This is a genomic window from Candidatus Protochlamydia sp. W-9, assembly GCF_001950615.1.
Classification (GTDB): domain Bacteria; phylum Chlamydiota; class Chlamydiia; order Chlamydiales; family Parachlamydiaceae; genus Protochlamydia; species Protochlamydia amoebophila.
Genome location: NZ_BCPZ01000046.1, coordinates 59,730 through 83,046, shown reverse-complemented (window position 1 = coordinate 83,046; position 23,317 = coordinate 59,730). Strand labels below are relative to the sequence as shown.

16 protein-coding genes and 1 tRNA gene are annotated in these 23,317 nt (G+C 33.6%); 7 read left to right on the top strand and 10 right to left on the bottom strand.

Going from position 1 to position 23,317, the window contains the following annotated elements; genetic code table 11:
• Nucleotides 1-757 precede the first annotated feature (757 nt).
• A complete protein-coding gene (locus BU804_RS15125) occupies nucleotides 758-892 on the top strand; it encodes a hypothetical protein (RefSeq protein WP_255371562.1) in 135 nt (44 codons plus the stop codon).
• Between the two features lie 566 nt (nucleotides 893-1,458).
• On the opposite strand, the gene BU804_RS01645 is transcribed toward BU804_RS15125, so the two are convergent.
• From BU804_RS01645 to lon, 5 genes are read right to left on the bottom strand one after another with little or no spacing between them, the layout of a single operon-like run.
• On the bottom strand, nucleotides 1,459-2,448 hold the full coding sequence (locus BU804_RS01645) for a tyrosine recombinase XerC (RefSeq protein ID WP_075882723.1): 990 nt from the start codon (nucleotides 2,446-2,448) through the stop codon (nucleotides 1,459-1,461).
• Nucleotides 2,449-2,484: 36 nt separating this feature from the next.
• A complete protein-coding gene (locus BU804_RS01640; protein WP_075882722.1) occupies nucleotides 2,485-3,405 on the bottom strand; it encodes a ribonuclease Z in 921 nt (306 codons plus the stop codon).
• A gap of 1 nt (nucleotide 3,406) precedes the next feature.
• Nucleotides 3,407-4,582: a rhomboid family intramembrane serine protease gene (locus BU804_RS01635; protein WP_075882721.1), complete on the bottom strand. Its 1,176-nt coding sequence runs from the start codon at nucleotides 4,580-4,582 to the stop codon at nucleotides 3,407-3,409.
• A gap of 3 nt (nucleotides 4,583-4,585) precedes the next feature.
• Entirely contained in the window at nucleotides 4,586-5,098 is a 513-nt protein-coding gene (locus tag BU804_RS01630) for an adenylyltransferase/cytidyltransferase family protein (protein WP_075882720.1), read from the bottom strand.
• Nucleotides 5,099-5,112: 14 nt separating this feature from the next.
• Nucleotides 5,113-7,620 carry an endopeptidase La gene (gene lon, locus BU804_RS01625; RefSeq protein ID WP_075882719.1) on the bottom strand — a complete coding sequence of 836 codons (2,508 nt, stop codon included), beginning with the start codon at nucleotides 7,618-7,620 and terminating at the stop codon, nucleotides 5,113-5,115.
• Nucleotides 7,621-8,401: 781 nt separating this feature from the next.
• Here lon and BU804_RS01620 point away from each other — a divergent pair.
• The 6 genes from BU804_RS01620 to dnaJ all read left to right on the top strand — a co-directional run bounded on the left by BU804_RS01620 (nucleotide 8,402) and on the right by dnaJ (nucleotide 16,598).
• Nucleotides 8,402-10,540 (top strand): hypothetical protein, encoded by a 2,139-nt coding sequence (locus BU804_RS01620; RefSeq protein WP_075882718.1) that lies wholly within the window; start codon nucleotides 8,402-8,404, stop codon nucleotides 10,538-10,540.
• 58 nt (nucleotides 10,541-10,598) lie between these two features.
• Nucleotides 10,599-12,827: a hypothetical protein gene (locus tag BU804_RS01615; protein ID WP_075882717.1), complete on the top strand. Its 2,229-nt coding sequence runs from the start codon at nucleotides 10,599-10,601 to the stop codon at nucleotides 12,825-12,827.
• Between the two features lie 210 nt (nucleotides 12,828-13,037).
• A complete protein-coding gene (locus tag BU804_RS01610) occupies nucleotides 13,038-14,186 on the top strand; it encodes a deoxyguanosinetriphosphate triphosphohydrolase family protein (protein ID WP_075882716.1) in 1,149 nt (382 codons plus the stop codon).
• Complete coding sequence (gene tsaB, locus BU804_RS01605; protein WP_075882715.1) at nucleotides 14,183-14,866, top strand: tRNA (adenosine(37)-N6)-threonylcarbamoyltransferase complex dimerization subunit type 1 TsaB; 684 nt, start codon at nucleotides 14,183-14,185, stop codon at nucleotides 14,864-14,866. Before BU804_RS01610 ends, tsaB begins: the two co-directional genes overlap by 4 nt.
• A 205-nt stretch (nucleotides 14,867-15,071) precedes the next feature.
• Nucleotides 15,072-15,251 carry a 30S ribosomal protein S21 gene (gene rpsU, locus BU804_RS01600; RefSeq protein ID WP_011175017.1) on the top strand — a complete coding sequence of 60 codons (180 nt, stop codon included), beginning with the start codon at nucleotides 15,072-15,074 and terminating at the stop codon, nucleotides 15,249-15,251.
• Nucleotides 15,252-15,437: 186 nt separating this feature from the next.
• The gene (gene dnaJ, locus BU804_RS01595) at nucleotides 15,438-16,598 is read left to right on the top strand and encodes a molecular chaperone DnaJ (RefSeq protein ID WP_075882714.1); all 1,161 of its coding nucleotides are present in this window, start codon (nucleotides 15,438-15,440) and stop codon (nucleotides 16,596-16,598) included.
• 135 nt (nucleotides 16,599-16,733) lie between these two features.
• Here dnaJ and BU804_RS01590 read toward each other — a convergent pair whose 3' ends face one another.
• The 5 genes from BU804_RS01590 to BU804_RS01570 all read right to left on the bottom strand — a co-directional run bounded on the left by BU804_RS01590 (nucleotide 16,734) and on the right by BU804_RS01570 (nucleotide 22,930).
• On the bottom strand, nucleotides 16,734-17,507 hold the full coding sequence (locus BU804_RS01590) for an MBL fold metallo-hydrolase (protein ID WP_075882713.1): 774 nt from the start codon (nucleotides 17,505-17,507) through the stop codon (nucleotides 16,734-16,736).
• A 390-nt stretch (nucleotides 17,508-17,897) separates the two neighbouring features.
• Nucleotides 17,898-20,525 (bottom strand): DNA translocase FtsK, encoded by a 2,628-nt coding sequence (locus BU804_RS01585; RefSeq protein ID WP_102135626.1) that lies wholly within the window; start codon nucleotides 20,523-20,525, stop codon nucleotides 17,898-17,900.
• Entirely contained in the window at nucleotides 20,459-21,232 is a 774-nt protein-coding gene (locus tag BU804_RS01580; protein WP_075882711.1) for an undecaprenyl-diphosphate phosphatase, read from the bottom strand. Before BU804_RS01580 ends, BU804_RS01585 begins: the two co-directional genes overlap by 67 nt.
• Before the next feature lie 140 nt (nucleotides 21,233-21,372).
• A tRNA-His gene (locus tag BU804_RS01575) sits at nucleotides 21,373-21,446 on the bottom strand.
• 122 nt (nucleotides 21,447-21,568) lie between these two features.
• Nucleotides 21,569-22,930 carry a ComEC/Rec2 family competence protein gene (locus BU804_RS01570; protein WP_158024989.1) on the bottom strand — a complete coding sequence of 454 codons (1,362 nt, stop codon included), beginning with the start codon at nucleotides 22,928-22,930 and terminating at the stop codon, nucleotides 21,569-21,571.
• Nucleotides 22,931-23,317: the final 387 nt, after the last annotated feature.

The window sequence follows — 23,317 nt, the reverse complement described above, 5'->3', positions numbered from 1 at the left end:
TTATCTAATCGAATTGTAAATTTGTTGCTATCCTATCTTAAAGTATTGTGATTTATCGTATTGATGGTTTTAGATTTAGCAATCTGAGCTTGCATGTCATTATAAGCGTTTGCCTGACAACTGGACTCTGCTTAAGCATTTTGCATAAGCTGTTTAATAAAAATTTGATGATTTCTTAGTAAATTAACAAATTCTTTGAATTCTTTTTAAAGATAAAGCTCCCATAAATTTTTTATAGACCCACAAACTTCTCCCTTATTTCAGGCGAAAATTGATGAGCTTCATTAAAAATTGAGTTTATCTCTTTTTTCTATTCATTATAAAGATGATTCAAATAACCCTTTATGAATATTTAACTTTCAAAAAATTACCAAATAATAAATTTTAATTCTTGATGTATTAATTTTTAACTCAACTTTAGCTGAGCTAATGAATTCTTTGTTAAAGAATCTATTATTGTTACCCTCTATGAAAATAGATGGAATAGAGGGATGAAACTTTCTCATTTTTCTTTCAATTTTCTTATCTAATTTATTTTGCCATTTATCAGTTAGGGGTGGCTCACTCAATTATTTAAAATTATTTATTGCTTCTTTAGTTTCTTCAATAGCAACTCTAATTTCAACTGCATTAATGAAAGGAGTACGTTAAAGTAAATCACTTTTGAAGTCTTTTCTCTATTGCATTTCTTCATTCGATCTTGTGTATTTCAGAAATAGCATGTTTTTTAAAAAAGAGTTTTACTCAGGAGGGATTTTTGTTTAATCCCTCACTTGCAATAGGAAGAGAAAGCGGGGGTAGAAACTTTTCACAACTAACAATTGATGATGATATTTTATTAATCTTACTAGAGGGTATTAGCGGAAGAGAAAGATTAGATCTAATGAAATAGTTTGTAGGTGCTGTATACACAAGGAGGAATAAAGTTTTACAGCGATCGAAAATTGTTTGAATAAAAAGATTTTCATACCGAAATTAAAGAATTAATTAATTTGGTTAGGGGAATTCTGTATCGACTAACGAGTTACTTATTGAGAGGCTTTTAATAAATAAATTGAAAAAAAATTCAAGTAATTTCCAAAAATCAGGCAATCTAAGAGCAACATTTTTTATTTTTATGCAATTTTTATTCTAAAAATTTTAATAAATCAGGTTTTAATAAATTTGTCGCCGTATATTGTTTAATAAAATTTTTCAATTTTTTTGACAAAATTTGAATTTGATTAATAGCCCACAAAGAAAGTCGCAGAAGAAGCAAGTACAAGTGAATAACCTTCTCGATCATGAATTATAACATTATCGAATTTATTCAATGGAAATATTCAATAATTAAAAATGTATTGGCAAAAAACCTAGTTTTTTTATCTATAATTGGAAGTAACTTAAATAAAAAAATTGATAAACTAATAGAAAATTTTTTGGTAGAAAATGCGGGATTTTTGACAAACAATTGTGAATTTAAGCTCTAGGGTGAGCATCGGCATAAACTTTCTGTTTGAGTTTTGTTGAAACCTGAGTATAGATAGTGGTAGTTGATAATGAACGATGTCCTAGAAGTAATTGAATCGTTTTGAGATCCATTCCATTTTCAAGCCAATGTGTAGCAATTGTATGACGGATTGTGTGAGGAGTGACTTTACCAGCTAGCCCACTTTTCGTCAGATACAAGTCAAACTTTCGATCGACGGATCGGGTGGTCAAACGGGTACCCCATTTATTTAAAAAAATTGCATTTGGATCAGATCCAGCTGAGTGAGTCTCTAAATTTTGATAACGCTCTATGTGTAATAGATAAGACTGGATCCATTTTGCAGCATTTTTAGTGATAGGAATAAGGCGTTGTTTTTTTCCTTTTCCTTTAAGCTTAATAGTCAAATTAGAATAATCAAAATCTTGCCGATCTAAGGAAACAAGTTCGCTCACTCGCAGACCTGAACTATAAAAGAGTTCCATGATTGTTCGGTCACGAAATCCTAGGTAGGATGTAGTGTCTGGTTGTTCGAATAACAGACTGACTTGTTCATAACTCAAGGAAACAGGAAGTTTTTTATTCAGCTTGGGGCTTTCTAACTCTTCTGTAGGATTTATTTGAATCAAATTTTGCGTTTGAAGATATCTAAAAAAACTTCTTAAAGAAGAAAGGCGTCTTGCAATCGTTCTTTTATTTTGTTGATTGGCACTTAACCATGCTAAAAATCCTCGAATAGTTTTACGATCGATGTCTTCCAATTTTAAAATACCATCATGACAAGATTGACGTTGTTGATAACTTTCGCGAGCACAAATTTTAGGGCTAATATGTTCTAATTTATCTTCAGCCAATATTTGCTTTTCCTGATAATTTTTGAACAAATTTAGATCAATCGCATAATTTCGAATTGTATGCTCAGAAGCATTTTTAGCAACTTTTAAATGTTCAAGAAATTGATAACAAGCCGCAATATACATGAATTTACCTTGCTCATATAAGTCTATAAAATTTTATTACGATTTCAAATTAACTTTCGTAAAAGGAAATGTGATCAAATCGTTTGCCACAAAAGTATTAGCAAAAATAGTTCGAGCTTCTTGTTCAAATAATTTTAAATTTTGATAGCGAGCAGAAAAATGAGTTAAAATTAACTGCTTGGCATTGGCTTCTTTTGCAATCAAAGCTGCTTGCTTTGCTGTTAAATGGCTATGCAACCGGGCCAATTCTTTGTGTTCTTCTAAATAAGTACTCTCGCATAAAAGTAAAGTTGCATTACGAGCGATGTCAATAGCATTTTGGCAAGGAAGCGTATCTATCACTACAGAAAATTGATCTCCTTTTCTAATCCAGCTAACATCATCTAAATAAATGGTTTGCCCATCTAAGTTTAATTGTCCTTTTTCTTGCAATTCCTTGACTAATGAGCCTCTGACGCCCCGATCAATAAGTTTTTGACTATCGAATTTTCTCGTGTCTGCTTCTGTAATACGCCAACCAATATTTTCTATACCGTGTTGTAAAAAAGCCGCTTCAATTTTGAATCTTCCATCATCTTCGACTAAACCTGCTTTAGAAACTGGGTGCTCCACCACATGAATCATTTCATGATAAATTGTTCCATAGCGCAAACGATCAAAGTATTTTTTGCCGCTTGCAGGGTAATAACAATGAATCGGATGGCTCACTTTGTCTAAATTGAGACGCATTAAAATGGACCCTAATCCTAAACAATGATCTCCATGAAAGTGAGAAATGAAAATTCGATTGACAACACTAGGAGCAATATTAGCAAAGATAAACTGTCGTTGAGTTCCTTCGCCAGGGTCGAATAAAAACCCTTCCCCATTCCATCTTAATAAATAGGCTCCGTGATTACGAAAGCGTGTAGGTTGCTGACTTGAGCAACCAAGAATAGTTAAATCTCTTACAGACATATTAAGAATGGCTCCAACTGAAAAAATCCAATCGTCCCAAAATGATGCCGATTAAAGCCCCGCTGAGATGGGCTGTATTAGCAATATTGGGAGCGATTTCAATTTGAAAGAATTTTTCTAAAAACAAAGAAACTAATTGTAAAAGGGCCATTCCTATGATGAAGAACATCATAAAAGAAAAGGATAAGCGATCTAATTGATATCCTTCCCAAGGAGTTCGATTTTGTCTGATCCAGATAAATGTTAACATGGCACATAAAATTCCTGAAAAACCCACAAAATTTGAGCCACTCATCAAATATTGGGATGTATTTGAAAAAATTCCCGCGATTAAAATGAATAACAAATACCGTGAAGCTTTTAATCGCAGTTCAAGTTGTTTTCCAAGGACCATTAACCAAAGCATATTGAAAAATAAATGAAAAATATCTCCGTGAAGTAAAGCAGGTGAAAAAAGGCGCCAAATTTGACCTTCACGAATCTTTTCGAATAAGGGGGGAGCTAGATCCCCTTTTAATCTGTTTTCAACTCTATTTTTTACAAATAGTTCTTCGTAAAAACCTTTCCAAAAGGGAGTATGATGAATTTTTTGAAGTAAAATTTGTGCTTCCAAAGTTAAATTTGTGGGGTCTTTTAATCCTTCATAACCATACATGTCAATAAAACGATTAATGAGTTCGTAAAATTGAGGATAGTCGTAAAGAAGGATTTGATCAATAGGAGAAGAAACTAAACTTACAACTGAGGTATTGGCTGGAATAGGAACAGAGGGTTTAATCAATTGAGTAGTAGCAAAAAGAATTGAACAAAGAATGAGAAAGCTACGGGTTATCCATCCCATTGTTGCTGTTTCCCAGCCATGTGTTTTTCGTGTTGAAGATGATTCAATTTCTGGATTAGAGATTGGAGATGGGGAGAACGAAGAAGATGAAATAGGCTGAACAAAATGAAAAATAGGGTCGGAGGGGTTTTCTTTGAAATGAGTCAACCAATGAATGGCTTGCTCTACTTGATCTTCGTCATGAATCCATATCTTACATTGACTCGAGCCGTAATCTGCACTACCCCAATCATAATTAGGTTCCATTTCTAGTTGATGTGCTATTTCTTTTTGATGAAGAAAAGATGAGAAAGTTAGCCCTTTTTTTTCATCTTCTAAGATGCCGATTATACGCATGATTCAAATTAGCCCCTGAATTTTTTTTATAATAAAAGAAGTAGATAGGCCTGGCATGAGGGGAACAATATGAATTTTTCCTCCATTTTGACAAACAGTTTCAGCTTCGATACATTGATGGCCATATTCAGAACCGTTGACATGGATATCAGGTTTAATTTCAGAAAGTAGGTGACAAGGATCTATTTCTTCAAACCAAGTCACGAAATTTACAAACTCTAATGCAGCCATCATTTGAAGTCGATACTCTAAAGAAATCAAAGGGCGATTTGGGTTTTTATAGCGCTTAATGGATTTATCACTATTTAGTGCGACAATTAATACGTCACCTAATTGAGATGCTTCATAAATAATTTGCAAATGTCCCGCATGTAGGAGATCGAAAGAGCCGTTCAATGTGACAATTACTGCCTTATTTGAACGAAGCGAGGTAATTTTCTGATTCAATTCCTCAGGAACAATGACTTTTTGTTTATAGGCAATTGACCACGGAACTAGCTCAATTGTTTTGCTCATCACTTACCCTTCACTTAACAAAGCTTCATTTGGTGTTTATTAGGAAAAGAAATTTTAAAGACTTGATCATAATGATCAACAAAATGCACGGTAATTCCTTTTCGAATATATTCTGGGAGTTCTTCATAATCTCTAAGATTATCTTTTGGAAAGATTAAAACTTTTAGTCCCGAACGTCTAGCGGCAACAAGTTTTTCTTTCACTCCACCAATTGGAAGAACGCGGCCTGTTAAAGTAAGTTCTCCCGTCATCCCTAAATTATCTAAGACAGGGGTATCTAAGATTAAAGAAAGTAAAGAAGTCACCATGGTTATTCCAGCTGAGGGCCCATCTTTTGGTGTAGCTCCTTCAGGGATATGAATATGAACTTGCGATTTTTCAAAAAATGTATATCCAGGAGCGTATTTGTGAATTGAAGAATGGACATAGCTCCAAGCTATTTCAGCCGATTCCTTCATCACATCACCTGCTTGACCTGTTAATTTCATAACTGTTTTCTCGCCGGCAACTTTGATGGATTCAATATAAAGTGTAGCTCCTCCCATTGCCGTCCAGGCTAATCCCATGCAAACTCCGACAGGCGTTCTTTCATAAAAACGGTCGCTGGTGAAGACAGGTTTACCTAAATAATCTTTTAAATTTGAGGGAGTAATCGAATGTTTAGTAGGAACAAGTGCGATAGGTTTTTTGCTTCTGGGAGATTTTTTCTTTTTAGCTTGCTCTTTATCGTGTTCTTCTTGTTCTCTAACAATGTTGACAGCAAGTTTTCGCAATATTTTTTTGAGCAGATTTTCGAGATTACGCACCCCAGATTCTCTAGCATAGCCATTGATAATAGATCGAAGTGCTTCTTGAGTGAAGGAAACTTCTGATGCTTTTAATCCCATTTCTTTTCGATTGCGAGGAATGAGGTACTTTTTCGCTATTTCTAATTTTTCTTGCATGATGTAACCAGATAAGCGAAGAATATCCATCCGATCTTTTAAGGGTTCAGGAATGGTATCTAAAACGTTTGCAGTTACGATAAATAACACCTCTGATAGATTGCAGCGTACATCAAGGTAATGATCTAAAAACTCAGCATTTTGCTCCGGATCTAAAACTTCTAAAAGGGCAGATGCTGGGTCTCCCTGAAAACTTTTTCCCATTTTATCCACTTCATCAAGCATGATAACGGGATTCATTGTTTGACAATATTTTAAGGCTTGAATCATTTTTCCAGGCATAGCGCCTACATAGGTACGACGATGCCCTTTGATTTCCGCCTCATCTCGCATTCCTCCAACAGAAAAACGATAAAATTTCCTATTAAGAGCTCTGGCTATACTTTTTCCAATGCTGGTTTTCCCTACACCTGGAGGGCCAACTAAACAAATAATACTACCTCGAACACCTTTAGCTAATTTACCCACACCAATAAACTCTAAAATCCGTTGCTTGATATCTTCTAAACCATAATGATCATGAGCTAAAATTTTTTCAGCTTCTTCTAAATTGTGGTTTTCTTGACTATAAATACCCCAAGGTATTGCTGTTAGCCAATCTAAATATCCTCTTACTACGCTATATTCAGCTGATTGCATGTCTAAAACGCTTAATTTCTCAAGTTCTTCTGTAATCACTTTCATAACATCAGAAGGGACAACTCTTTCTTTTAATCTTGCCTCGAATTTTTCTCGATCAAGCGATTTATCATCTCGCTCAATTCCCAATTCTTTTTTAATTGTTTTAAGCTGTTCTCTTAAGAAAAAATCTTTTTGGCTTTTATTAATCGTTGCTTCGATTTTTTGGTTGATATTGTGTTGTAAGATACTAATATCGAGCTCTTTTTTAAGTAAAATCAAGGCTTTATCGATACGTTTTCGAATATCAAATGTTTCTAAAACATCTTGCAACTCTTCTCTAGAAGCAGTTGTCAAAGCAACAGCGAAGTCAGCCAACTTACCAGGTTCTGTAAAGTCAGAATGTCCTAAGAAGATTTGAAGCTCTTCTTTAAAAAGAGGATTGAGTTTTAAAAGTTCTTTAATAGTTGAAAGAATACTAATAGCATAAGCTTTTAATTCGGTGGTCAGAATAGGATCATCTTCTATATAGCTAACATTGGCTTTAAGAGTTTTTGTTTCTAAGGTGGGTTTTTCAATTTTAATTCGTCGTTCCATGTTCAGGATAACTTGCGCACCTCCTTGTTCCATGGGAATAATTCTCAAAACTCTAGCCAATACACCAATTTGATAAAGGTCGGAGAATCCCACCTTATAAATTTCTGCTTGTTCAGAACGCGTTAGTACTAAACCCACACATTTGTGATCAGATTTAGCAACAACCTTTAATACCTCGTAAAAAGGACCTGGCTCAATGACTAAAGGGGCTGCCATTCCAGGAAAGAAAGGACGACGTAAAAGAGGAAAAACATGAACTTGTTCTGGAAGCTGTCCATTTTTTTTACTAAGCTGATTATCTTCCAGGGAATTCAAAGCATTTTCAAATTCTGTTTCTAGTGCGTCAATTGGTTCTTCCAGCATTTAGCATCCTAATAAAGAAAGTTAATGGATTTCTTTCTAAACATTTAGTTTATTTTTGGGAGTGTATTTTTCCCTATAAAGATAAGTGTTGAATATCTAGAAATCTCTGTTTAAGTAACTAAAACAGCGATTTGTCATGATTTTGCATTAACGACGTAATTTTCCAACTTAGTCAGTTTACAGATTTAAGACTAATTATTCAATCTTAGGAGATAACTTCACAAATTTTCTTGTAAAAATGGGTTGGATTTTTATAGCTGTTTGATTGCCAAGTTGTTCACGTTGAGTGTCTGATAAAAAAGATTTGTTTATAATTTGAAAATTGTTTATGGAGATCTAAACCAGGCAATCCTTTTCAAAAAGGCCTAGTAAAGTTAACAACATAAATTTGAGATAGAAGAAATTGCTATGGAAATACATAGAATAAGCCTATTAAAAGCCTAGGGTGAACTATTGTTTGATCCAATTCATCAAATTATTTTCTATAATAACAGGATAATAAATTTTTAAATAAAAAAAGTTTTCATCCAATTTTTTTTAGATCAGAATTTAAAGCTTTTTAGGAAGAAAAGCGATTTTGGATGATATTAAAGTTAAAGCTGCTGCTTAAGTTTTTAACCATAGTAGCTACCCAATTAATTTTAAATGATCCAGTTTGTCAAAACTTTTGTTAGACGAGCTTATAAAAAACCAAATTTTTTTTCTAAAATAGCTAATTTTATAAAAAATAATTAGGCAAATATTTCTTAATATTTTTTCGATTTAATTAAGGATAGAAAAAATGGAACCTCTTGGTCATTCGCAAACAGTTTCTACAAAAATGCCTCAAATAATTTGGAAAGTAAAACGTTATGATGCATTACTAGAACAAATCTTGGAAAATTTTAAAAATTATTTAATATCTCAAGAATCTTTACTTAATTGGATTGCCCATGATTTTAATAATATCAATTTACAAAATACAATAATCCCCATTATTAAACATTTGTTTGTTAATAGACTAAAAAAACCTGATCGATCTAATTCTGAATATTTAAATTTTCAACGAGAGCACTACAAAAAATTTTTAAAAATTCTAAGAACAGCTGTGGAATGGTCCGAACTGAATCGCAATGAAGCAGTAACTGAACATGTGTTTGCATTTTGTCATATTCTTTATACTGAAACACATTTTAATCATTGTACCCAAATTATTTTTAGGACGTTTATTCAATTAGGCACTGCGAAGCTTAGCAAAGAAAAGGTAAAATATCCCCTTCCATATGTAAAAGGATTTGACAAACATCCGATGGTAAGAGGATTGGAGGTTCAATATCAAAGAATTGCTTCAGTTGACGACTCTGTACAGACAACGAGTGTTTTTACTCGCACAACAAATAGTTTGATTGGTTACATGAATGGGATTAGCCTTTATGATTTTGACCCCAATATGCAATCTAATCCTATGCATCTTCTCATGAATTTAACAATTAATATTCAAGGTCAAACTTTTTGTATTAAAAATTTAGCATTAGGTTCTCCAACGATCGAAAATGGATCGGGTATAGCAACCATTAATCCTGAAATGAGGGGTTTACTTTCCTATTATCGACAAAAAGAAGTTGCGTGTGGGCTTTTGTATCTGAATTACCAAAATTGTCGCAATCAAGCTAGTCGATTAGCTGCAGATGAAAAGCCTCGTTGCCTTGCTATTCATGATTTAGGCGAACAATTTAAAGAATTTTATGTTCTCACATTATCTCACAATAGCCCTTTTTATGAGCAAATCGGCCATGATATTGAAGATTTAACTGCAAGCTCAGTAAAAAGTAAAATTTGGGCAGATTTATGTACAACAGGTTCTGAAGTATTTAAGTATTATTTACCATTGGATCATGGGTTATCAGAGTGGGTGAAAGCCACTTTAAATCTTGTTCATGCCACGGAATTTGATAAATGCAAAGCTTTTACAGAAGACACTTTAAAGATATTTATTGAAAAGTTTCATTATACATTAATTATTAATGCAAAAACTTGTTTTGGTCTTGCTTTGGGATACTCTATCTACCAACCTGGATCTTTTTTTAAAAAACATTTGATCACCGAAATATTTGATGGAAATCCTGAAGAAACAGGATATTGGATTCCTCAAAAATTAGTAGAGACAACGGATTTAAGAAATTTTGGGATTAAATTAGCAGATCACATTCATTCAATTATTTTTCATAATAGAGATGATTTAAGCCCCAGTGAAAGGCGTATATTCCTTAGTTTCTTCTATAATTATTTGACGAATTGTTGTTTAATTCGTTTACAACCAAAGGCGATGGCTGGCGTTTGTAAAGGTAGAATTGATCGAGGTGTCGCGCGCATGGGCGCATTAATTGCTGAAATGATTATTCTGAAAGACCAAGAAAACGACCCACAAACAATTGAATTTTTTGAAATGCTACTTTTGGTTCGATCCCTTATTGTACGTAAAAGAGTTATTAAACGTGAAAGGTTATTAGAGCTAATTGAGTTTCTTCAATTTCTGCATGATCATAAATTACAAGTTAAAAAACTTTTTAAAGCTGTTTTTCCAGACGTATCCATCAACTATGATTTACTTTTATCTAAGCCAGAAACTGACTTAAAAAATGTTTTTGAAGACCACTATTTTTTAGTCATATTGATTGAAATTATTTTGCCAGATTTATTAGAAGAGGAAAATTTCTTAAAATTTCTCATAGAATTTGCAAAGGAGTCAACTGAAGAATTAGGTTCTGATAGGAGATTCCCACAGGTTTTAAAAAATTTTATCTTAGATAAAGAATTCTTAAATAACCCAAAAAAATCTACATATACACTCCTAAATAAGCTACAACGTTATCCAATCTTTGTCAAAGAGTTATTTAAAGAATTAATCAAACGAGACATGCTTGAATCAACCATTGAATAAAAGTTTGTTGATTAAGAGGAAAGATAATTTTTGTAATAATTAATATTTAAGGTAACATATGCTAGGTTTGAGTTCTATATTTTCAAAAACAGAGTCTGCTTATTTGGAAGGTTGTAAAGAGCTAGAATGGAAAGTTGTTCGTTATGAAGAGTTGATTAAACAACAGATAGAGATTCTTGGAAAACTTTTACTAAAAACAGACGGATTAATTGAATATGTAGTTGAACACATCTCCAATGAAAACGTAAAAAATACGTTGTTTCCTATCATTCAACATTTATTTTCTCAAACGTTTTCTCAAGAAACTTCTAGATTTAATGAAATTTATTTAGATCAAAAAAGACAGTCATATAAAAAATTTATTTCCCTTCTTAGAAAAGCTCTCGATTATTTTGAAAAAAATCGACATGAGCTCATTGCTAGAAATGTTTTAACTTTAGGCTATAAATTTTATTCCCAAATTCGTTTCAATAATTGCGGCACTGAAATTTTTAATAATTTAATGGAATTTGGGAAAAAAGCAACTCTTGAACAACCTAAAATTTTTACAATAGTACCTAATGATAGCCGTTACAAGCTAATCTTCGGATTAGAAATTATTCGTCAGCGAATGCTAGAATTAGAAAAAAATTCTGTATTGACGGCAACCTTGTTTGGTCGATATCAAGATCAATATAAATCTTCTGGAAAATTATTTTTTGGTTTATTTGATCCCCATATACAAGGAAATTTTGTTTCTTTAAAAAGAAAGATTTGTGTTTATCAACCGGCAAACCAATTTTGTGTTAAAAATTTGATGATGCCTTCTCCAACTATTGAAACAGGTGGTCCTGTCTCAATAAATTCAGAAATGCGTGCTTTTCTAACTCTGTGTCGAGAAAAGCAAAAAACGATCCTTTATATTAACTGTCAGGACAGATGTCCAAGCGTAGGATTGATAGCAGGAGATGACTCTTATCGTTGTCAAACTATTGAATCATTAGCAGAAGAATTTGTAAATACTTTATTTTTAATTACTTTAACCCATGATCACCCTTTTTATGAGCAAATAGGGCATCAAATAGACACATTAAATAGTCAGCTGGTCAAAAAGGCTATATTTGATCAAATTTTTAATCCTAATTTTCGTCAATTTGAGAATTATATACTGCCTACAGAGGAGATAAAAAAATGGATGGTAATTACTTTTGATGTGATTCATGCAAAAAAATTTAGCAACTGTGATTATTTTTCGGATGCACAAGAACGTGATTTTTTTATTGAAGAATGTCATCTAGCATTAATACAAAATGAAGAAATGCTTCGATTAGGGTATTCAATTTATCAAGATACAGAGCATTTTAAAAAAGAATTATTAAGGCAAATCTTTATAGAGGATAAGCAAAAAAGTGGGAACTCCGTACCAGAAAAAATGGTTCTTATAAAAGAAGGTCAAAAATATAGATTTAATCTAAAACACTGGTGCTTGATATTAACGGATCAAATTCATGACGTGTTATTCAATAAACAAAAAGTTCTTTCTCCAAAAGAAAAACGAATTTTTATTCGCCTTTTTTATAACTATCTAACCATGCAGTTATTAGTTTTTATTGAACCTAAATTTCTAAATATAAGTTCTACAAATTCAACCGATAGATCTATTAGCTTTGAAGAAATGTTTGCGCATGAGTTGATAGTGAAGGAATTGGAAAATAATCCTGAGATGATAGCTCACTTTGAAATGTCTATCCATTTGCGTGCTATGATGATTTGTAAAAGAGCTGTTGGCGAAAAGCAATTGAATCGACTTTTAGAAACAATTTTATTTATGCTTGATCACAAAGACCAAATAAAAACATTATTTGCAAAAGTATTTCCGAATGTAAATTTTGAAAATGATATATTAGAGAAAACGAAAAAATCTTCACTTCCAAGCTTATTTCAAAAGGAACAATTTAAAAATTTTCAAATGGAGCATATTTTACCAGAATTGATGAAATCTAAAGAATTTCAAAAATATTTAAAAGAAACTGTTTTTTCGGTTTTTTTAGGAAATGAAAAGTTTCGAGAAATTTTTCAGTCCGAAACATTTAAATATTATTTGGGAAAAACTGTGAATTTGCCTGATTTGAATGATGAGCATGCAATTAATGAATTTTTACAAACTCAAGCTCAAGTTATTGATTCAGCATTAGCAAGCCCTGATTGTCAAACACTTTTAATCCAAGCATTTTTAAAGGAAACCGCTTTTTTAAAAGAATATTTAGAAACATTTATTTTGCAACAAATCAAAAATATTAAATATTAGCTGTTTAAAAGCGATTTTTTTTGATTAGAATGAAATTTGAATGCCTTAACAAATATTTAAATTGATTGTTAGATGAAAATTTTCCAATTTTTAATCCTTTTCTTTCGAATTTTAATTATCTATCCTTAAAATAAGTATTTTTGGAATGAAGCCAAAGATATTTACTCAATAAATTTATAACACAGTTGACTCATTGGCAATGGAGAAAGAATGTTCAATACACAGGCTATAAAAGCCCTTGCGCATTACCGTCGACTAGCTGAACAGAAAGAAGAAGAGCAGCTATTTATGCATGCTGCATTTTCTAAAGACCATTGTCGGCAAGGGGGCTCCGAAAATGATCATCGTATGCCTTATAAAAGAGATGTCGATCGTATTATTCATTCAAAAGCCTACTCCCGGTATGTTGATAAAACACAAGTTGTGTATTTAGTTAACAATGACCACATTACGCATCGCAGCTTGCATGTGCAACTTGTCAGTAATTTTGCCAGAGGAATTGCAGAAATATTAGGATTAAATTTAGATTTAGTAGAAGCTATAGCACTTGGGCATGATGTGGGACATCCACCTTTTGGACATGAAGGTGAAGACTACCTTTCTGCTTTATCTATAGAGTATGGAAATGGTCCTTTTTGTCATGCTTTACAGTCTTGCCGTTTATTCACCGAATTAGAACCTCTTAATTTAGGGTTGGCAGTTTATGACGGTTTTTTGAGCCATGATGGAGCAATGGCTGGAGCTTTTTTAAAACCTAAATTTGGTAAAACTTGGCAAGATCATTTAGACGAGAGAGAACAGAAAAAAAGAAACCTTGATTTGAATATCATGCCAGGTACTTTAGAGGGATGTTTAGTCAAGCTTTGCGATACAATGAGTTATGTCGGTCGTGACATTGAAGATGCCATCAATTTAGGTATTTTAAAAAGAAAAGATATCCCTGCTACCTGTTTGGGAATCACTAATAAAGATATCTTAAGCTATTTAGCAGCAGATGTCATTCAAAATAGTTATCATAAAGAATATATTACTATTTCAAAAGAAGCTTTTGAAGCTTTAAAAATACTCCGCCAATTTAATTTTCAATCTATTTACGTACATCCCCAATTAAAGGTAGAATCTTCAAAAATTAAGTGTAGTTATCGAATTTTGTTTGAATGGCTTCTTCAAAATTTGGAAGCAAATCGAGAAGAAAGTTATGTATGGAAACACTACTTAAAAAAACGGACTGAAAATTATTTATCCCAAGCCAACTCTGTTCAAATGATCGTAGATTATATATCAGGAATGACAGACAACTTTTTTGTTCGTACCTTAGAAAAAATTATTGTTCCTAGTAAAATCGAGATTGACAAATGAGCCGTTTTTTATTGATTGAAACAAGTACGGAAAGAGGGGTTTTTGGCCTTTCACAAGATGAAAAAATTCTTTTCTGTGAAGAACTACCTTTTGGAACGACTCAGTCTCGTTTTTTGATGCCTCGATTGGCTGAGTTTATTCAACAGAATTCCTTACGCTCTGAAGATTTAACTTTTATTGGCATAGGGACTGGGCCTGGCTCTTATACGGGAATTCGTGTAGGTATGGCTGTGGCTCAAGCTTTGTCTTATAGTTGGAAAATACCTCTTGTCGGCGTGTCAAGTCTAGATGGTTTTGTTCCATCTAAAAAAAATGTTCCTTTTGCAGCTATCATTGATGCTCGAATTGGAGGTGCTTATGTACGCAAAGGCATATTAACTGACCAAGGGATTGATTATTTATGTGAACCCTCGATTTACTCTCTTGCAGAGTTGGGAACTTTTTTAAAGGATGTCAAAATTTTAGTGACTCCTTTCTTTCAATCATTGAAATTAAAATTAGAGAAGCAATATCCAGACCTAACATGGACCTGGGAGGAAAAAGCCCCCTCCTTAGGTGCTTTAGCTCATAGAATGAATCTGGCTTATCGAAATGAAGCTTGGACAAATAAGGGGCATTTAGAGCTTTTATATTTAAAAGAAACGGAAGCTGAACGAAAAAAAAATAAATCATCAACTTAACTAAGCTCTTCTTTTTAACGTTAAATTATTCTTTGAATATTCAAATTTATCTCCTGCTTTTTGCAAGAAGTCTATTGATTAATATCCTCTATTTCAGGTAGCATAATCGCTATCTGTGTAAGAAAAAGATAAGTATTGACTGGCAAATCTTTGAAAAAAGGTTCATTCCAGCAAATTTAACACTTAGAAATTAGGAAACAACTCAATGTCACTTGTAAAAGTCCGTATAGGCGACTCAATAGATAAAGCTCTCCGTGCCTTGAAGAAACGTCTTGATAAAGAAGGAGTTATGAAGTCTGTAAAAGCACATCGTTTTTATTCTAAACCTTCTATCAAAAAACGTGCTAAATCTAAAGCTGCTTTAAAATATAAGAAACAACGTTAAGAGCCTTACGCTTACAAAGCTTACGCCCTTATGATGCATAAATAATTATTCTATAAGGGTATCAATTTTACCTTAAATATTAATATTTAGTTGTTTAAGGTATTTAACCTTTTTTAGAAAATTTTTCGTAGTATTTTATTGCGAAAATTCAAAAAATTAATCCTTCAAAATAAAGTAGTAGATCTTATGGCTGACTATTACGAAATTCTAGAAGTTGCACGTGGTGCAACTCCCGAAGAAATCAAAAAAGCATACCGAAAAAAGGCTGTTCAGTATCATCCTGACAAAAATCCCGGTGATGCAGATGCTGAAAAACGATTTAAAGAAATATCGGAAGCTTACGAAGTTTTAAGCGACGAAAAAAAACGACAAGTTTACGACCGTTACGGCAAAGAAGCTTTGCAAGGAGCCGCTGGTGGTGGACAAGGTTTTTCATCCATGGACGAAGCTCTGCGAACCTTTATGGGTGCGTTTGGAATGGGTGGAGGCGGAGAAAGTATTTTCGACTTTTTTGGCGGTGGAAATGGAGCTGAATTTGGAGGTCGAGAAGGAAGTAGAGGGGCTCGTCAAGGAGCCAGCAAACGCGTTAACATTAACGTCTCCTTTGAAGAAGCGGTCAAAGGTGTCGATAAAGAGCTTGTGATTTCTAACTACGCAATTTGTAATGTTTGCAATGGTAAAGGCTCCTCCTCATCACAAGGAATTAAAACCTGTAGTGAATGTAAAGGCAGAGGTCAAGTTTTTGAACAAAGAGGTTTCTTTAGCATGACAATGGCTTGTCCAAAATGTCATGGAGAAGGAAAAGTTATTACCGACCCTTGTAAAAACTGCAAAGGACAAGGTGCTGTTAAAGAAAAACAACACATTAAAGTTCATATTCCGGCTGGTGTAGATAGCGGAATGCGTTTAAAAATGAGCGGGTATGGTGATGTAGGACAACATGGTGGTCCTGCAGGAGACTTATATGTGTTCATCAATGTAGAACCACATGAGATTTTCGAGCGAGAAGGGAACGATATTTTATTAGATTTACCCATTAGTTTTGCTGAAGCTGCCCTTGGTTGTAAAAAAGAAGTGCCGTCTTTGACCAATCGAGCGTGCCGTATTACCATTCCGGAAGGAACGCAAAATGGAAAAATTTTCCGAGTAAAGGGTGAAGGATTTCCCAATGTACACGGACATGGAAAAGGAGATTTACTAGTACGTATATTTGTCGAAACACCCACTCGTTTAAGCGAGCGTCAAAAAGAGCTTTTACAAGAATTCAGTGAACTTGAAGGACCCAATAATCTTCCTAAAAGGAAAAGCTTTCTAGATAAAATTAAAGATTTTTTTTCACCGAACTAATTATTTTAATTCAGCATCGATAGTCGAACCATCGATGCTGAGTTTAGCACCTAGATAACCAGCATATAGATAAATCAATAGATTTCAAAAATCGTGCGTTTCCCAAAAAAAGTTATTGATTAACGGCTAGCATAGTTAGAAAAAAATCGGCTTACTGATTTTTTCTTGTGATGCTACGCACATTTCTATATCAATCCCATGATTTTGTAAAACTCCTTTTACCACACCTAAAGCCGTTTCAGGACTATTACATTCATTTGATAGATGAGCTAAATGAACATGTCTAAGTTTTGGATGATAAATCTGAGAGAGTAAAATGCCGCAAGCCTCATTAGATAAATGTCCACTACGACTAAGGACACGTTGTTTATAAATCATTGGTCGAGGAGAGGCGTGTACCATAGAAGGTTGATGGTTAGATTCAAGATATAAGTAATCACATCCTTGAAGTTTAGCTTGAACAAGAGAGGTTGCAAAACCAAGATCAGTACAAAATCCAAGTTTTAGATCATTCAAACGAATTGTAAATGCTACCGGATCAATCGTATCATGCTGAATCGTAAAAGGATGAACTTCAATGTCTTTAAATTCAAAAGTTTCTCCAGTAGAGAAAATCTTAAATTTTGGACAATTGCGAAATGCTTCAACAATACCTTTGGCTGTTTCATGATTGGCTAAAACAGGGATTCCTAATTTATAAGCGAGTACTTTTAATCCTTGGATATGATCAGAGTGTTCATGAGTAATTAAAATTGCATCGATATCAGAAATATCAACATTAATTTCTGCAAGGCGGTTTTGAATGGCTTTGGCACTTATACCCGCATCAATAAGAACTTTAGTTTGAGAGGTGCCGAGATAGATACAGTTTCCTTTGGATCCTGATGCGAGTGGGCAAAATCCCTTCATAATCACCTAGTTTTAATCATTTAAACAGTCATTTATCAGAAAGGCGGATTTATAACATATTTAAAGATTAGTTTTCTTGCGAAATTTACTTCAATGCATTATTCATGATTAATTAAAGACGAGAACCTCAAGTTTTCTCAGAATTTAATTTTTGGCTGTTTACTTAAGTCTGAGTTTTAATTTTTTAGTTAGAAATCACTTAAAGGTTAGTAGGTTTTTTTTGATTAACTCATCGCAGAATAAAAAATTTATTCAGAATTTAAATGCAAGCCATGATTTAATCCAATTTGAATGAAGACATTTTAGAGGCGAAACAGAGTAGTCCATTCAAGTTATTCCATCCTTATCACATTGGACTTAATAAAATCTGAAGAGCACAAATAAAATTGATCATTCCATTAATTCTGCATCTACTAAGTCATCTTCTTCGGATACCGACTTTGCAGCATAAATTTTACGTGGTCGGCTACCTTCCGCAGGTCCGACAATGCCTTGCATTTCTAGCTGGTCCATTAAACTCGCTGCTCGTGCATATCCAATTTTTAGTTTTCTTTGAAGGAAGGTGGTAGAGGCATTTCCTGTACTCAAAATAATATCTTTAGCTTGTTCATATAAACTATCTAGTTCAAGACCTTGTTCTAAGCCATTAACTAGGCCATCCAAACTCGCATGGTATTGATCAAATGATTGGATAACATAGTTAGGAGGAGCTTGATCACAAATATGTTGAACAACAGCTAAAATGTCTTCGTCTCTGACAAACGCTCCTTGTGCACGTGTTAAATGAGACGAACCTGGAGGAAGGAAAAGCATGTCGCCATTGCCCAATAAAGTTTCGGCGCCTGTTTCATCAAGAACAATTTGACTATTAACACGGCTAGCGACTTTGAAGGAAATTCGGGTTGGAAAGTTAGCTTTAATTAAACCTGTAATAACTTCTCGAGAAGGCCGTTGAGTGGCTAAAATTAAATGAATACCTACGGCACGGGCCATTTGAGCAATACGGGCAATCGGTGTTTCAATATCATTGCTAGCAACCATCATTAAGTCGGCTAATTCGTCAATAATCCCTACAATAAATGGCATATGTGTAGGGATTTCCCTTCCTAAATTAGCTTCTTGCTCTTGATTAATTGTTCGTTTATTAAAAGTATCGATATTACGCACCCCCACCAATTTGAGAACCTCGTAACGGCTTTCCATTTCTTTCACGAGCCAATTTAAAGCAGCAGCAGCTCCTTGAGGTTCTGTGATAACAGGAGCAAGCATATGAGGTAAACGCGTATAAGGAGTGAGTTCCACTTTTTTAGGATCGACCATAATCAATTTGATTTGATCAGGTTTGGCATTTAAAACAATGGACATAACAATTGTGTTTATACAAACCGATTTTCCAGAACCTGTGGCTCCTGCAATAATGCAATGAGGCATTTTTGCAAGATCACTCATAACATAATCGCCATTAACAGCTTTTCCAAGTAGAATAGGAATATTAAGTTTTTGTGTTCCTTGTTGATAAGCTAATAGCATATCTTTAAAACCTACTTCTTGAGGTTGTGCATTAGGAACCTCTATTCCAACAGCTGCTTTGCCTGGAATGGGGGCAATAATTCGAATCGATTTTGCTTCCATGTTTAAGGCTATATCGTTGTCGAGAGTTTTTATTTTTTGAACTTTGACTCCGATCGCTGGATGGACTTCAAAAGAAGTGATAGTTGGGCCACAATTAATTTGACCAACCTTTGCCTCTATTCCAAAGCTAAGTAATGTTTCTTCTAAAACTTCTGCTTGTCTTTTCAAATCTTTTTTTAAAGAAGATTGATCGATCTTTTTAGGATTTGTCAAAAGAGTGAGGGACGGGAGATTATAGTTTGTGAAATCTCCATTATAAACGCTTTGTGCGACTAAAGCAGCTTCGCGTTTACGAAGTTTGGGATCGCTGATCTCCTTGGAAAGTTCGGGTCGTTTAAAAGCTTCACGATGATCAGATTCAAGATAATTTTCTAAAGATTCTTTTTTTCTTGGACGAGCCAAAGTTTGTGTTTCAATTATTTCTTCTTGAAAGTCGTCATCCGTTTGTTCTTTCCTTGAAAGTGATGGTCGAACTTTAAGATTTTGTTCGGGTTGAATGGCTAATAAATCTGAAGGGGCTTTTGGGTTTCCTTCTTGAAAATGCGTTGTAGGAATGCGAAGTTTCACAAAACGAAGGAAGTCACTGTCAGATTCTTCTAGAGATTTTTTCTCCTCTTTACTTTCTTTTTTTTCTAACATTGATGTTTCTTCAGCTTTGTTTACAGTTGGATTACGATTAGCCCATTCTTTTTTAAATCTATCAAAAATCTTTTGAAAAAGAGGAAGGAGGCGAATTTTAAATAAAAAAAGGAGACTTGCGATAAGTGTACTTGAAAAAATAAGAGCAACGCCAACTGTGTTAAAAATATGATTTAAATTGAAAGAAGGTAAATCTTGGTAAAGAAAAAAGAAAGGAGCTCCTCCTAAGTGGTATCGCATAGATTTAATCCATAAGCCTGGATAAAAAGTGCGACCAATAAAATCTCCAAAAGTTGGGTAGTCACTTTCAATTAGACTCAGGAGCATACTCGTTGAGATTAGCGTTATGGCTACGTAAATATTTTTTAACCAGACAAAATGAAGATTTTTACTGAATAATTGTCTCCAACCCATCCAGCCAATATAAAAAACTAGAAAGTAACTAGATAAACCAAGGAATGCATGTAGAATCCATCCTAATTTATCACCCATGACTCCTAATAGATTTTTTGAGTCGGGAGCAATTGCATAACTCATCAAACTAAGTAATAGAATTACTGCGAACGAAAGGGAAAGAAACCCTTTTGTTTCAGTAGTCATTAAAGAAACGGCTTCTTCTGTATAAACATTCTTTTGTTTTTTTTTAGATGATTTAGTCTTTTTTGCCATGATATTCGCCTTTACATCTGAAAATAAAGAGTTGTAGCTATTCCAATGAATAGGCAATACCAAGCAAAGTAAACCCATTTATCTTGCGTCATCATTTGTATGACGGCCCATAATGAGGCACAACCAATCATAAAAGAAGTGAGAAAACCTGTTAGAAATTGTCCTATTTCTATTGGAGGAATTTCTGAAGCTGGTAACTTTAGAAATTGCCAAATCTCTAAAAATGTTCCGCCTAGAATCGCTGGAATAGCTAATAAAAATGAAAATTGGATTGCGTCTTGTTTATCCCAGCCAAGCAATCTGGCAGCTGAGATAGTAGCTCCACTACGAGAAATACCTGGTAAAACTGCCACGGCTTGAAATAATCCAATCGTTAAACAATCTCTCAATAGATGTTTTTTTTGCATATGCAAGCGAAAGTAAACACCAGAAAAAAGCAAAACAGCAGAAAAAAGAAAGCATAGTCCTAAATATTGAGGTTGATCAAATGTTGCTTTGATAGGTTTTAAAATCAAAACAAGGGGAAATAAAGGGAGAGTTCCTAAGATAACGTGAAAGATGTGATTGCGCTCTGTTATTAAACTTTGTTTTATCTGTGGCAAGAACATATAGAGAATAGATCCTAAAGTTCCTAAATGACAAATAAGGTTAAACAATACGTAGCTTTGAAGTTTTTCAAACCCTAGGAAATACTGTGCTAATTCAAGATGGCCAGACGAGCTAATTGGTAAAAATTCTGTCACGCCTTGAATAAGACCTAAAAAAAAGGCTTCCCATATTGTCATAAAAAATCCAGAAGAAAGGCTTTACATTTCGTTTGATAAACGAATTAATTGTGAATAAAATTAGTGTATACCATTCCCAAAAAATAAACACACAAATTTATAAGAGTGAAATTTCGGAAGTTATTTTAAGATAAAAAGAGGGCGATCGACGGGATTCGAACCCGCGACATTTGGAACCACAATCCAACGCTCTAACCAACTGAGCTACGACCGCCATTGAAGATACAATATTTTTAGTTAAAGGTTCCATTTTAGTCAATAAAAAAAATTAAGATGTTTGCTAAATTTATTCCTGCTAATAATTTTTCGAAACGTCATCCAGAAGTTTATAAACTTCTAAAAAAAAAGCCATTTTGCTTCATAGTTTTCTTCTGAGATTTCTTCGTAAAATTGATTGTTAATGATTAATAGTGTTAACAATAAACTCAAGTAACCTATGAGGAAATAAGGATTTATAAATTCCATCTCGATGTAATGATCAATAAAATCAGGCATTTGATAAGTTAATTTGAGAACAAATCCTGTATAAATATCATTAAGAAAAACAATTCCTTTTCCTATAAGGGGAATAAAAGACAAAAATGCTCCTAAAAATAGTAATACTAAGGAAATAGAAACTAAAAAAGGGAAAAAGAGATTATAAAATAATCCGATAACGGGAAACTGCTGAAATAAATAAAGCGTCATTGGTAATGCGACTAAATTAACGGCAATTGTAAGAGCTAGAACCTGTTTGAATAAAGTTAAAATCAAATATCCATGCTGATTCCATCCATCCATTTCAATAACTTGGTTTAAGCGTTTTTTAGAAATCCAACGATCTAGCCATCGACTAGCAGGCTGATGGCCTAGTAAAATGGATGCGGTAATGAAAAAGCTTAATTGAAAACCTACTGTATTTAGTAAAGAAGGGTCGATGAACAAAACCCCTATGATAGCGATTCCAAGATTGTTAAGAGGTGTAGATTGTTTTTCAAAAATGTCGCTCAAAATGACTAATGAGCTCATAATCCAAGCTCGAACGACAGAGGCGTTGAAGCCTAGAAAGGTAAAGTAGATAGCTAAAAACACTAAAAGTAAAATAGCCTGTATTTTTCGAGGGAAAAGTAGGCGAAGTAAAAAGCTGAGTAAACCAGCCAACATAGCAAAATGAAATCCTGAAATCGCTAGAAGATGTTGAAGACCAAAGCGCGAAAACTCCTCTTTAACCCATGAAACTTTCATTTCTCCTGTTGCTAACCCTGCTAAAAAAAAGCCAGTGATAGAGTTATTAAATTGTTTGCGAATCCATTCAGCAGTTTTCTTTTTCCATTGAAAGCGGTGTTCAGTAAATCCCCAATTTTCTTTTAAACCGAGCCACGGTTCTAGATTAGAAATTTTTAGTCGATAATCTCCTTTTCCCGGTTTAGATAATTTACCATGCACAATATATTCTCGTTGCGCTAAAGGCCGTTGAAGAAAGCCGCTTTGAGGGATAGAAACAATACATTTAATTTGTTTTGCAATTGAATGATGCGGTGAGGAATCGGGGAAAAAATCCAAAAGAGTGCAGTGAAAATTCCATTGTGTTCCAAAAGGAGAGCGCTGTTTATCTAATGAATCAATTGATAAATGAGCTTTTCCTATTAATCCTTTATCAGGAAGATGAGGAAATTCATAAGAAACCGCTAGAAAAAAATAAATTAATATAAACAGCAAGAGATTTAATGCAAATAATGGACGTATGAATGGATGATAAAAAAGATTAATGCAAAATGGGGTCCAAAAGAATAAGCTTGGAATGAGTACTAAAGTAAAAGAATGAAAAAATGCATATGCCCCTAATATCAAAGAAATTGAATGGAAAAGAGCAGGATGTTTGAGCCAAAAAAAGAGTAACCGATCTAGCATGTTTATATTTTTAGATGTATTAAAAATATTTTTTAGTCTGAGGAAAAATCATAAACTTGATAATAATTATTATAAAAGTAATTCTTCTGCAATTTGACTACTCATCGGAATGTTGATTCTTTTAATTTGAAATCATTTGAAAAATTTCAAAACTGCGGTTAATTAAGACAAATGCAATAGATAGACAATTTTCAT